Raw genomic sequence first — 12689 nt, forward strand, 5'->3', positions numbered from 1 at the left:
AACTCGGAATCAGTTTTTTTTTGTTTATTGGGTTCTCTCAATTCGGACCGCTTCCTCAAGCATTTGCACATTGTTTTGGTAGAGCTGGCGAACGAGAACCCGTCTTACTGCAAGGCTGGCACTGAAATAATCATCATCTTTCACCATGCCTTTAACCGTAAATTCGACGCCGCGATTGATTTTATTCAATGCGGTGATGCCGTGGATTTGAAATGGTTCTGTCGGATTGCCGAATTCATCCCGCTTCAATGAATCACGAAGCTCTTCATTCAGCATGTCACATGCCTCTTCCAACACGCTGTACACGCGGTCCGGATCTTCTTTAAAGCTGATAAGAAAGGATTCGGTAATCCGCATAAAATCAATATTATAGTTCTCTATTTGTCTGACCTCGCCGTTGCTGATGGTGAGCAGCTTCCCGCTCCATTCCCGGATTTGCAGCGAGCGGAGGCCGATTTCCTCCACTGTTCCGTTGAACAAGTTGTTGACGGTGACATAATCGCCTTTGTGCAGCTGGCGTTCATATATTAAGAACACACCAGCCAGCACATCTTTGATCAGCGATTGGGCGCCAAAACCGATCACGATACCTGCTACGCCCGCCCCGGCCAATATCTTGCCGAAATCATGCACAAATAAAGAAATAACGTAAAAGATAAAACCAATTGTCGCCGTATACTGGGTGACAGAACGGACAAGGCTTTCAATCGTTTTTTCCTTTTTTTCTTCAATAAAATCCGTCCGTTTAAAAAATAGCTGTACCAGCCGGTTGATGATAAAGACACCGATCCAAAGGATAACGGCAACGAGGAGAATATCGACGATTTTATTTTGAAAAATCTCCGTAAGTGTTTCTTTCATCCGCATCTAACTCCTGGCTTGACGTTTTGTGAAGTCTGTATCCTGATAATAACTGTTTTTGACAAGAACATTCGGTCCGAGGCACCGGACATTCGGGCAGTGGCAACTTAGTTCCTTCGCAAGCTTGGTCTCTCTCCACTTTTCATAGGCGGAAGGGAGGCTGTCCGTCTGAATGTTGCCAAGCGGCGGGGTATCACCGAAATCGGTCACGATAATGTTTCCGTCGAAAATGTTCACATTCAGGCGGGATCGGCCGTCAGGGTCATTTCGCACTGTGACGTTTTTCGCCGCGCGAAGCCGGCGAAGCAGCTTTTGGTCGTCTTCGTCCGGACTGCAGGCATAAAACGGCAGCGTTCCGAACAGCATCCACGTATTTTCATCACGAATATCCAGCAAGCGGTGAATGGCCTGTCTCATCTCTTTCAGGCTGAGGGATTCAAGAGCGCTTGCGAAATCGCTTGGATACATTGGGTGGACCTCGTGACGCTGACATTTCATATCTTCTGTGATTTGGCGGTGAATATGCTCAATATGCGGAAGAGTTCGTTTGTTCAGCATCGTTTCCGCAGATACCATTACTCCGGCATCCACGAGCGTGCGGCTGTTTTCGATCATTTTTTCAAAATAGCGCGCGCGCTGTTCGAAGGTCGGTTTTCTGTCCATCATGGCAAAGCCGATTTCAGCAAAATCTTCAACTGTACCCCAGTTATGAGAAATATGTAGCACATCGAGATACGGAATGATCCATTCGTACCGCTCGATGTCGAGGGTCAGATTTGAATTAATTTGTGTCCGCACACCCCGTTCATGGGCATATTTCAATAAAGGAACAACATATTCTTTTACTGATTTCAACGAAAGCATCGGCTCTCCGCCTGTGATGCTGATGGATCTGAGGCGCGGGATTTCCTCCAGCCGTTTTAACAGAAGATCTATTGGCAGAGCATTCGGGTCTTTAGGCTGCAATGTATAGCCTACAGCACAATGCTCGCATCTCATATTGCACAGTGTCGTCGTTGTGAATTCAACGTTTGTCAGCTGCATGTCTCCGTATTGGTCAACATCCATATAGGCTTCCCAAGGGTCAAACTCGGGCGTAATCGGACGCAGCTTCGTGTTTTGTGTCATGACTATCTAACTCCTTTATAAATGGGCATACTAACGCTGCCAACAGTTAATTTTAGACCTGATTTGCCAAGATCGCAAGTAGCGCGGCGATTGAAAAACGGCAAAAAATGAGCTACCATAATAAAAAATGAATGGAGGAACAGAATGGGGAACGCCATAAACAATAAAGATCAGCAGATTGATTATTTAAAGAACAGACTTGACATGTTTATGAACGTCATCGATTCATTAGACCCTGAAGCAACCGACGTTGAAGATATAGACAGGCTTATCAGCATGCTTGATGACCTGGAAGCCAAATACGAACGTTTTAAAAAAGATTGGGAATAAAACCGCGTGCCCGCCGCGGTTTTTTTATTGGCATAAAGCAACAGTATAAAACAAAGCCCCTATCTGTAAAATAAGAAAAAATGCAGAAGGAGCGCTGGCCATGAAGTGGATGTGTTCAATATGCTGCGCCGCCGTATTGCTTGCCGGAGGTGCAGCACAGGCGGAAGCGGTGCCGAATGAGCCGATTAATTGGGGCTTTAAACGAAGTGTCAATCATCAGCCGCCAGATGCCGGGAAGCAGCTGAACAGTTTGATTGAAAAATATGACGCGTTTTATTTAGGGAATACAAAGGAAAAAACGATTTACTTAACGTTTGATAACGGATATGAAAATGGCTATACGCCAAAAGTGCTTGATGTCTTAAAAAAACATCGCGTAACAGGAACGTTTTTTGTCACCGGGCATTTCGTAAAGGACCAGCCTCAGCTGATCAAACGAATGTCAGATGAGGGCCATATTATCGGCAACCATTCCTTTCACCATCCGGATTTAACGACAAAAACAGCTGATCAGATTCAGGATGAACTAGATTCAGTCAACGAAGAGGTTTATAAAATTACGGGAAAGCAGGACAATCTGTACTTGCGTCCGCCGCGTGGCGTGTTCAGTGAGTACGTACTGAAAGAAACGAAACGCCTCGGCTATCAAACCGTTTTCTGGTCGGTCGCTTTTGTTGATTGGAAAATCAACAACCAAAAGGGGAAGAAATATGCCTACGATCATATGATCAAGCAGGCGCACCCGGGAGCCATTTACCTGCTGCACACCGTATCAAGGGACAATGCTGAAGCACTGGATGACGCGATTACAGATCTGAAAAAACAGGGCTACACTTTTAAAAGCATTGATGATCTGATGTTTGAGAAAGAAATGAAGATGCCGTCCTTGTAATGAGAAGAGCCTCTCCTGAAATGGAGAGGCTTTTCTTTATTTTATACATTTAATCAGTGCGGCCCAGTCCAGATCTCCGAAGCCCTGTTCAATCCCGCTTTCAAAATGGCTCTTGGCCAGCTCGGCAAGAGGAAGATTTGCAGAAACCCGTTTTGCGGCGGCGAGTGCCAGGTTGGTATCCTTCAGCCCTAAAGACATTTTGAAGCCGGCCGGCTCAAATTTCTGCTCGGCCATAATGGTTCCGTAATTTTGATAGACTGGAGAACCAAAGAGCGCGCTGGCGATTTCTAAAAATTGTTTTTGTTCTAAGCCGTATTTCTCCATCATTAAAAAGGATTCAGATAACGCCTCCAGCATAGACACGAGTAAGAAATTGATGCTGATTTTCGCTGCATTTGCTATCTTGCTTTCTTCGCCGACGTCAAATACCTGCTGGCTCAGGCTGTCGAGCAGAGGCTTGGCGGTTTGCTTCGCTTCCGCCGGTCCTGCTGTTATGATGCGAAGCGCGGCTTTGGCTGCGGCATCCGGTCTGCCAAGGACGGGAGCGGCGAGAAAGGATTGTCCTTTCTCTGCATGAGCCGCTGCGAGCTTTTCTGAGAACTCAACACTGATTGTGCTCATCGAGATGTGAATGCCGTTCTCTGCTAATCCTTCAAGCAGCCCGTCTTCTCCGAATGTCACGGTGCTGACAGAATCATCATCTGCAAGCATTGTGATGACAATATCAGCGGACTTTGCCGCCAGCCGCGGCGTATCAGCTGCCTGTGCGCCTTCTGTGACAAGGTCTTCTGTCTTTTGTTTCGTCCGGTTATAGACAGTCAATTCGTAGCCTGCTTGAAGAACATTTCGGGCAATGGGCTGTCCCATATTGCCGAGTCCGATGACAGCAATTTTCAATCTGATCACTCCCTGAATATTTTTTCCATTATAAACAATATGAACAGAATATGCATAGCGATCGGCTTATAACAAAAAAGAACAGCTTCCCGCTGCCCTCATTTAAAAATATTGAACCATCCTTTATGTACAAACCAAATCAGCATCCCGATTACAAGCGCAGCCATCAGGCCAAGTACAGCAAAATATCCGTATTTCCAATGCAGCTCCGGCATGAAGTCGAAATTCATACCGTATACACCGGCAATAAAGGTGAGCGGGATGAAAATGGTCGACACTATCGTCAGTGTCATCATAATCGCATTCATCCGGTTTGAGTTTAGCGTCACGTAGCTGTCACGCAAATCGGACGTCATGTCCCGGTTGGATTCCACAATTTCAGATAACTTTAACAAATGATCGTATATGTCACTGAAGTAGGCTTTCGTTTCCCGCTGCTCTTTCACATGGTCAAGGCTTAAAATCCGATAGAGCAAATCACGCATCGGGATAATCGTCCGTCTCAAATGCAATAGGTCTGTTCTGAGATCAAACACCTCATTCATCAGCGTTCCATACGTTTTGTGGGGACGGCTTTCTTCAATTTCATTCAGCCGGTCTTCGATTTTATACACGAGAGGAAAATATTCATCAACAAGCTGATCCATGATCATATAAGAAATATGCCCGGGCCCTTTTTTCAATATGTCCGGTGAAGCATACAAACGCTCCCGGACTTTAGCGATACCGGGCGTTTCGTGTAAATGAAAGGTGACGACAAATTTTTCGCCTTGAAAGATATCGACTTCCTCCGTCTCAAGTGTTTCCTTATTCAGCGCATGAATCACGTAAAAACGATAGCCGTCATAATGGTCAAGCTTCGGCCGCTGCATATGCTGGAAGCAATCCTCAATGGCAAGCGGGTGAAAATGAAAAAAATCTCTCAATAACGCCGTTTCCGTATCCTCCGGGCCGTAAAAATCAACCCAGTACCATGCAATATCAGGCTGTTCCACTCGTTCGATCGGTATATTTTTCAGCAGCTGATGCTCTGTTGTGATTGCGGTAATGTTGATCATAAACAACCCTCCACCTGCCATTATATCATGCGGTCTTTATGAGAAAAGTATACGGTACTCTCTGCCTAATTCAAGCGGCATGTTATACTGAACAAAAACGGAAAAAGGGTGGATCTCATGTGGAAGGAAAAAGTATCTGTCACGCCTCCGTATCATTTTGACCGCGTTCTGGACAGGCTGTCTTTAGACCCCCTCAATGCTGTTGATCGAGAGGCGAGGGAAGTCCGTGTGCCAATCAGAAATCAAGCGGGGGACGTATGTATTGTAAAGGTACAGGCGTTAGGCCATGCGGGTGAGCCTGAGTTCCTCGTCAGCGGGGAAACGGATCAGGGAGAAATGATGAAGGAAATCAAGCGGATTTTTCAATGGGAACATCATTTGCAGCACGTTCTGGATCATTTTTCAAAAACGAGCCTGTCCGCCATTTTTGAAGAGCATGCCGGGACCCCGCTTGTTCTGGACTACAGCGTGTACAACTGCATGATGAAATGCATTATCCACCAGCAGCTCAATCTTTCCTTCGCTTACACGCTAACAGAACGGTTTGTTCATGCGTTTGGCGAGCAGAAGGATGGCGTGTGGTGCTACCCAAAGCCGGAAACGATTGCAGAACTCGATTATCAGGATCTGCGTGATCTGCAATTCAGCATGAGAAAAGCGGAATACACCATTGATACATCAAGGATGATCGCAGAAGGCACACTCAGCTTGTCAGAGCTGCCGCATATGGCGGATGAAGACATTATGAAGAAACTGATCAAAATCAGGGGTATCGGCCCGTGGACCGTGCAAAATATCCTCATGTTCGGACTTGGCCGTCCCAATTTATTCCCGCTTGCCGATATTGGCCTCCAGAATGCCATCAAACGCCACTTTCAGCTGGACGATAAGCCGGCAAAGGATGTCATGCTGGCGATGAGCAAGGAGTGGGAGCCTTATTTAAGCTATGCGTCTTTATATTTGTGGAGGAGTATAGAATAATTCATCTGACAATGAAGGAAATCCTGCAAACGTGTTATACTAGAAAGATGTGAAAAAACCATTTCACTTTCTGCCATCTGCAGAAAGCTTTATATAGAAACGGAGAGAACAACGTGAACCAACAAAAGAAACAGGCGCCCGTCGAACTGAAGGTCGGACAAACTTTTCCGCTGACGATTAAGCGTCTCGGCATTAACGGAGAAGGTGTCGGCTATTTTAAGAAAAAAGTCGTCTTCGTGCCCGGCGCGCTTCCTGGCGAAGAAGTTGTTGTGCAGGCCACAAAGGTCCAGCCGAAGTTTTCGGAGGGCCGCATTAAGAAAATCCGCAAGGCATCTGAGCACCGGGTGGCACCGCCTTGCCCTGTTTATGAACAATGCGGCGGCTGTCAGCTTCAGCACCTTGCATACAGCCAGCAGCTTCGGGAAAAACGTGATATCGTCATTCAGTCTCTTGAACGCCATACGAAGTTTAAAGTTGAAAACATGGAAATCAAAGAAACGATTGGCATGGACAACCCGTGGAATTACCGCAATAAAAGCCAATTCCAGATCGGGCGCTCGCAAAGCGGCAGCATCATCGCCGGCTTATACGGTCTTGATTCTCATGACATCGTTCCGATTAAAGACTGTATCGTTCAGCATCCGGCAACGAACAAAACAACAGGCATCGTCCGCCGCATTTTAGAGGACTTCAATGTGTCTGTTTATAATGAAAGAAAACGAAAAGGCGACGTTCGCACGATCGTGACGAGAGTCGGCTTTGAAACAGGCGAAGTGCAGGTCGTGCTTGTAACCGCAAAAGAAACGCTTCCGCACAAGGAAGAAATCGTCAAAGCGATTCAAAAGCGATTGCCAGAGGTCAAATCCATTATTCAGAATGTAAATGGTGCGAAAACCTCAGTGATTTTTGGTGAGAAAACAAAACCGCTCGCCGGAAAAACAGTGATTCAAGAAGTGCTCGGCGACGTATCTTTTGAATTGAGCGCCCGCGCTTTCTTCCAGCTCAATCCGGAACAGACCGTCAAGCTGTATGATGAAGTGAAAAAAGCGGCGCAGCTGACCGGAAAAGAAAAAGTCGTTGATGCGTATTGCGGCGTCGGCACTATCGGCATGTGGGTTGCGGACGGAGCAAAGGAAGTCCGCGGCATGGACGTCATCAAGGAATCAATTGACGATGCCAAGAAAAACGCCAAAAAACACGGCATGGCAAATGCCACATACGTAACAGGAACAGCCGAGCACTGGCTCCCGAAATGGACGAAAGAAGGCTTCCGCCCGGACGTCGTCATTGTAGACCCGCCAAGAACGGGCTGTGACAGCACGTTCCTGGACACGATCAAACAAGTCAAACCGAAACGCTTCGTCTACGTTTCCTGCAATCCATCCACGCTCGCGAAGGATTTGCAGACGCTGTCGAAGGACTATCGCGTGGACTATATTCAGCCTGTCGATATGTTTCCGCAGACGGCGCATGTTGAAGCAGTGGCGAGACTTGTTTTAAAATCGTCTCATTAATTCCTAATCAGATCTGGATTTCGGCAGAATGAACATTGCCGATTTCCGGGTCTTTTTCGTGCATAGCCTGTCGGGACGATCTGTTCTTGAGATCATCTTTTGGTTGGAAAACTTTATGTTTACTCACACATAGTATGTGGGTTTCAATTTTCACTTTTTGATCAGGTCATTTCTCGATTTTTCAGGAGTTTAAAACCGAAATCTGGGTCATGTACCTAACCATATGACCCAAACCGCCTTTTCTATTTTCGGTTTGCTTTTTAGGTATAAAGAGTGAAATCTTCAAAATTTACTATAGATTGATAAGAAATGCTTTCGCATGCGATAAGTGTAAAAGAAGCATGGTCAGTTTTTTAATATTGAGATACAGGTATAGCCGTATCCCCTAATGAAAGGATTTGATTTTTGTTATGACAGAAAATTTCTGGCGTGAATTGCCACGGCCATTTTTTGTACTGGCACCAATGGAAGATGTGACAGATGTTGTTTTCCGGCATGTAGTAAGTGAAGCAGGCAGACCGGATGTGTTTTTTACAGAGTTCACAAACTCAGAGAGCTATTGCCACCCGGATGGGAAGGATAGCGTGCGCGGCCGTTTGACTTTTACAGAGGATGAACAGCCAATTGTGGCCCATATATGGGGAGATAAGCCTGAAAACTTCCGTAAAATGAGTATTGGCATGGCAGAGTTAGGATTTAAAGGACTAGATATCAATATGGGCTGCCCTGTGCCTAATGTTGCGGGGAATGGAAAGGGAAGCGGCCTTATTTGCCGTCCTGCAGTTGCGGCAGAATTAATACAAGCTGCAAAAGCAGGGGGATTGCCTGTAAGCGTGAAGACAAGACTTGGATACACGGATGTGGATGAATGGCGCGAGTGGCTGACACACATTTTGAAACAGGATATTGCCAATCTTTCTATTCATCTGCGCACAAGAGCAGAAATGAGCAAAGTAGATGCGCATTGGGAACTCATCCCGGAGATTAAGAAACTTCGTGACGAGGTGGCACCAGATACATTGTTAACAATAAACGGGGATATCCCTGACCGCCAAACTGGCTTGAAACTTGCTGAACAATACGGTGTTGATGGAATTATGATTGGGCGTGGTATTTTTACAAATCCATTTGCCTTTGAAAAGGAGCCGAAAGAGCATAGCAGCAAGGAATTGCTTGATCTCTTAAGGCTGCATCTGGATCTTCATGATAAATATTCAGCATTAGAAGCCCGTCCGTACAAGCCTCTTCCTCGCTTTTTCAAAATTTATCTCCGCGGGTTCCGAGGGGCAAGTGAATTAAGAAATCAATGCATGAACACAAAGTCAACAGATGAAGTGCGTGCATTGCTCGACGACTTTGAGAGAAAGTATCTTGATGGGATAGAGTAACTGCAGTGCTTGATTCAAAAAAGGCTAACAAAATAAAGGGATTTTTACACAATTCTTGACTAAAATACCTGGATTTTCGGTAAATCCGGGTCTTTTTTGTACGCAGCTTTTACTCAGCCTGTCTTTTCTCTAATTTATTGTAAGAAAATAATGGTATATTTAGTGGAGATATCTTATAAAGGGGGAGAGGAAAATGAAACGGCTATGCATCATCCCCTGCGGCAAGAAAAAAATCTGGGATGTCCAGCCTGATGCCGGGCCGGTAAGAGCAGAGGACGCTTATCTCAGCCCGTTTCATCAGGCGTGTGAGCGGTATGCAAAAACATTTTTCGATGAGTGGGTGATTTTGTCGGCGAAGCACGGGTTCCTCCGCCCTGATGATCTCGTTTCGGGAAATTACGATGTCACTTTTGGCACCGGTCATCCGGAAATCATGACAGCGGACGAGCTGCGCCGTCAATTTCACGAAAAAGGCTTTTCTGATATCGAAGAGCTAGTCATGCTTGGCGGAAAAAAATATCGAAGCGTTCTAAACGCCGTCATCGGAGAACACCAGCATATCAGCTGGCCGCTATCATCATACAAAGGCATAGGCTATATGCTCCAAGCGTTGAACCGGGCTGTTGAAGAAAAGCATGAACTGTAGCACGTACATATGAGGAAAAGAGTGGGAACATGAAAAAACTTGTGTTTGGCTTGCTTGCCATTGCATTATTCGGATGCGGACTATATATCTATCATGTATGGTTCGGTGATCCATTTTCGAAAAATGCTGCAGAACAGAAGCTAGTCTCTTATGTGAAACAAACCTATCCTAAGAAAGAAATCAAGATCACGAATGGGGTATATAACGCTAAAACCTCTGAATATGTATTCGGAGCAACCTCCCAATCTCATCGCTACCCAATGTGTACGAAGGGATTTCTGCATCCTAAAGTAACGTGCGATGGAATTGAAGAAGCGTATACCGAATCAGTAGCAAAACATGTAAATGAAGAAGCAACGAAGGCAATCGAAGCAGATCTGAAAAAAGCGGTTCCTCGACTTATAAAAGCTGATGCTGCTTTGAGTATTGAAAACGGACAGTTCACGTTAGATACAAAATGGAACAAACAGCTGGCTGAAAAAGCGCCTATGAGCATGACGATTCAGTTAGACGCCAGCGGGTTATCAAAAACAGATGCCGCAAAGATGGCGGAAACGGTCAGAAAAACGCTTAATGAAAAGGGATATACATACTCAAACGGCACGATAGACTGTATGCAGAAGGACGGGGACGGCGGTATTGGATATGTCAAATATTCAATTGATTTTCTTTCAAAAGCAGCTATTCAGTCAAACGATGCAGAGGAACTAGGAAGTTGACATCATTTCCAAGGAAATAAATACGTCGATCATTGTCAAAGACCGGGTGATGCCCGGTCTTTTTTGTATGCTGTAAAACGAGACAAATGGATCAGTTTGAGACAAAACGAGACACCCGTCTCAAACTGTCTCCAGTGTAAAAATGAAAAAGCTGATTTGACGGGCTTCAAATACTGGCACACTTCTTGCTTTTATAATTGTGAACCCTAAATAGAAGGAGGCGCACAAAATGGAATTGTTAAAACGTGAAGGCTTGTCATTAACTGAGGAAAAAGCGCTGTGGATGTACCAAAAGATGCTGGAGATCAGGGGCTTTGAAGACAAAGTGCATGACCTGTTCGCCCAGGGAGTGCTTCCCGGATTCGTTCATTTATATGCCGGTGAGGAAGCCGTGGCTGTTGGGGTGTGCGCTCATTTACATGATGGCGACAGCATTACAAGCACACACAGGGGACATGGACATTGTATCGCCAAAGGCTGTGATCTGGATGGCATGATGGCGGAAATTTTCGGGAAAGCGACCGGATTGTGCAAAGGCAAGGGCGGTTCTATGCACATTGCGGATCTCGATAAAGGCATGTTAGGGGCAAATGGAATCGTCGGAGGCGGGTTTACGCTCGCATGCGGATCAGCACTCACGGCTAAATATAAACAGACTAAAAATGTAAGCGTTTGCTTTTTTGGAGACGGGGCAAATAACCAAGGCACCTTCCACGAAGGGCTGAATCTAGCGGCTGTATGGAACCTTCCTGTCGTGTTTGTTGCTGAAAACAACGGCTATGGCGAAGCCACCCCATTTGAGTACGCATCAGCCTGTGATTCAATCGCCGATCGGGCGGCAGCTTATAACATGCCGGGGGTTACAGTTGACGGCAAAGATATTTTAGCAGTTTACCAGGCAGCCGAGGAAGCGATAGAAAGAGCAAGAAACGGCGGCGGCCCGTCTTTGATTGAATGTATGACCTACAGAAACTACGGCCATTTCGAAGGAGATGCCCAAACCTATAAAACGAAGGATGAAAGAGTTGAGCACCTTGAAGAAAAAGATGCCATTCAAGGTTTTAAAAACTACCTTTTAAAAGAAACAGATGCTAATAAGCTGTCAGACATTGAACAGCGTGTCAGCGAATCGATTGAAAAAGCCGTCTCGTTCAGCGAAGACAGCCCATATCCAAAAGATTCGGAGCTGCTGACAGATGTGTATGTGTCATATGAAAAAGGAGGAATGTAAGAGATGGCGAGAGTCATAAGCATGTCAGACGCGATCAATGAAGCAATGAAGCTTGCGATGAGAAGAGACGAAAATGTGCTTTTGATCGGTGAGGATGTCGCCGGGGGAGCGGCGGTCGATCATTTGCAGGATGATGAAGCATGGGGCGGTGTATTAGGGGTCACAAAGGGACTCGTACAGGAATTCGGGCGCACAAGAGTGCTGGACACTCCGATTTCTGAGGCGGGTTACATGGGTGCGGCTATGGCTGCGGCATCAACCGGTTTGAGACCGATTGCCGAGCTGATGTTTAACGATTTTATCGGCACGTGCTTTGATCAGGTGATCAACCAAGGGGCAAAATTCCGTTATATGTTCGGCGGAAAAGCGCAAGTGCCGATTACCGTCCGCACCACATACGGAGCAGGGTTCCGGGCCGCTGCCCAGCATTCACAATCGCTGTATGGCCTTTTCACGAGCATCCCTGGACTGAAGACAGTTGTTCCATCCAATCCGTATGATGCCAAAGGTCTTCTGCTTGCAGCAATAGAAGATAATGATCCGGTGTTCTTCTTTGAAGACAAAACGTCCTACAACATGAAGGGCGAGGTGCCGGAAGATTATTATACAATTCCCCTCGGAAAAGCGGATATCAAACGCGAAGGCAATGATGTTACGCTCTTTGCAGTCGGCAAGCAGGTCAATACTGCGCTTGAAGCGGCTGCACAGCTTTCAGAGAGGGGCATCGAAGCCGAGGTCCTTGATCCGCGCAGTCTGTCTCCTCTGGATGAGGATGCGATTTTCACATCGTTAGAAAAAACAAACCGGCTGATCATCATTGATGAAGCCAATCCGCGATGCAGCATTGCCACGGATATTGCTGCGATTGTCGCTGACAAGGGCTTTGATTTGCTTGATGCGCCGATTAAACGGATTACAGCGCCGCATACACCGGTTCCGTTTTCACCAGTGCTTGAAGATCAATATTTGCCGACACCAGATAAAATTGTCAGCGTCACGCTTGAATTGCTTGGCGAGCCGGCAATGAATTAAAGGGGGGACACA

The 12689-nt window shown here is 46.2% G+C and carries 13 protein-coding genes; 9 read left to right on the forward strand and 4 right to left on the reverse strand.

The features are described 5' to 3' along the window. Window positions 1-24: 24 nt before the first annotated feature. Both mscC and yfkAB read right to left on the reverse strand, forming a co-directional pair. Window positions 25-867 (reverse strand): mechanosensitive ion channel protein MscC, encoded by an 843-nt coding sequence (gene mscC, locus MKX71_RS04365; protein ID WP_010886444.1) that lies wholly within the window; start codon window positions 865-867, stop codon window positions 25-27. After that, window positions 868-1989 carry a radical SAM/CxCxxxxC motif protein YfkAB gene (yfkAB, locus tag MKX71_RS04370; RefSeq protein WP_003233655.1) on the reverse strand — a complete coding sequence of 374 codons (1122 nt, stop codon included), beginning with the start codon at window positions 1987-1989 and terminating at the stop codon, window positions 868-870. Between the two features lie 144 nt (window positions 1990-2133). Here yfkAB and MKX71_RS04375 point away from each other — a divergent pair, with 144 nt between their 5' ends. Further along, complete coding sequence (locus MKX71_RS04375) at window positions 2134-2319, forward strand: SE1561 family protein (RefSeq protein ID WP_162102953.1); 186 nt, start codon at window positions 2134-2136, stop codon at window positions 2317-2319. Between the two features lie 100 nt (window positions 2320-2419). Continuing rightward, the gene (gene pdaA, locus MKX71_RS04380; RefSeq protein WP_014479173.1) at window positions 2420-3211 is read left to right on the forward strand and encodes a delta-lactam-biosynthetic de-N-acetylase; all 792 of its coding nucleotides are present in this window, start codon (window positions 2420-2422) and stop codon (window positions 3209-3211) included. A 36-nt stretch (window positions 3212-3247) separates the two neighbouring features. Here pdaA and MKX71_RS04385 read toward each other — a convergent pair whose 3' ends face one another. Both MKX71_RS04385 and corA read right to left on the reverse strand, forming a co-directional pair. Beyond that, window positions 3248-4108 (reverse strand): NAD(P)-dependent oxidoreductase, encoded by an 861-nt coding sequence (locus MKX71_RS04385; RefSeq protein WP_339231772.1) that lies wholly within the window; start codon window positions 4106-4108, stop codon window positions 3248-3250. Window positions 4109-4206: 98 nt separating this feature from the next. Further along, complete coding sequence (corA, locus tag MKX71_RS04390) at window positions 4207-5166, reverse strand: magnesium/cobalt transporter CorA (RefSeq protein WP_003233650.1); 960 nt, start codon at window positions 5164-5166, stop codon at window positions 4207-4209. Window positions 5167-5283: 117 nt separating this feature from the next. Between corA and MKX71_RS04395 the strand changes: the two genes are divergently transcribed. From MKX71_RS04395 to acoB, 7 genes are all read left to right on the forward strand, one after another. Continuing rightward, the gene (locus tag MKX71_RS04395) at window positions 5284-6147 is read left to right on the forward strand and encodes a DNA-3-methyladenine glycosylase (RefSeq protein ID WP_144483476.1); all 864 of its coding nucleotides are present in this window, start codon (window positions 5284-5286) and stop codon (window positions 6145-6147) included. A gap of 113 nt (window positions 6148-6260) precedes the next feature. After that, on the forward strand, window positions 6261-7661 hold the full coding sequence (gene rlmD / locus MKX71_RS04400) for a 23S rRNA (uracil(1939)-C(5))-methyltransferase RlmD (protein ID WP_116316385.1): 1401 nt from the start codon (window positions 6261-6263) through the stop codon (window positions 7659-7661). 410 nt (window positions 7662-8071) lie between these two features. Then, complete coding sequence (locus MKX71_RS04405) at window positions 8072-9049, forward strand: tRNA-dihydrouridine synthase (RefSeq protein WP_021481196.1); 978 nt, start codon at window positions 8072-8074, stop codon at window positions 9047-9049. Window positions 9050-9242: 193 nt separating this feature from the next. Further along, window positions 9243-9695 (forward strand): DUF6884 domain-containing protein, encoded by a 453-nt coding sequence (locus MKX71_RS04410; protein WP_003233638.1) that lies wholly within the window; start codon window positions 9243-9245, stop codon window positions 9693-9695. Between the two features lie 29 nt (window positions 9696-9724). Next, on the forward strand, window positions 9725-10414 hold the full coding sequence (locus MKX71_RS04415) for a hypothetical protein (protein WP_339231774.1): 690 nt from the start codon (window positions 9725-9727) through the stop codon (window positions 10412-10414). A 229-nt stretch (window positions 10415-10643) separates the two neighbouring features. Beyond that, the gene (gene acoA / locus MKX71_RS04420) at window positions 10644-11645 is read left to right on the forward strand and encodes an acetoin:2,6-dichlorophenolindophenol oxidoreductase subunit alpha (RefSeq protein WP_015252546.1); all 1002 of its coding nucleotides are present in this window, start codon (window positions 10644-10646) and stop codon (window positions 11643-11645) included. A 3-nt stretch (window positions 11646-11648) separates the two neighbouring features. Continuing rightward, window positions 11649-12677, forward strand: a complete 1029-nt coding sequence (acoB, locus tag MKX71_RS04425; protein ID WP_087962013.1) for an acetoin:2,6-dichlorophenolindophenol oxidoreductase subunit beta — start codon at window positions 11649-11651, stop codon at window positions 12675-12677. Window positions 12678-12689: the final 12 nt, after the last annotated feature.

Origin of the sequence: Bacillus sp. FSL M8-0071 (assembly GCF_037975455.1) — a bacterium.
Taxonomy (GTDB): Bacteria; Bacillota; Bacilli; order Bacillales; family Bacillaceae; genus Bacillus; species Bacillus subtilis.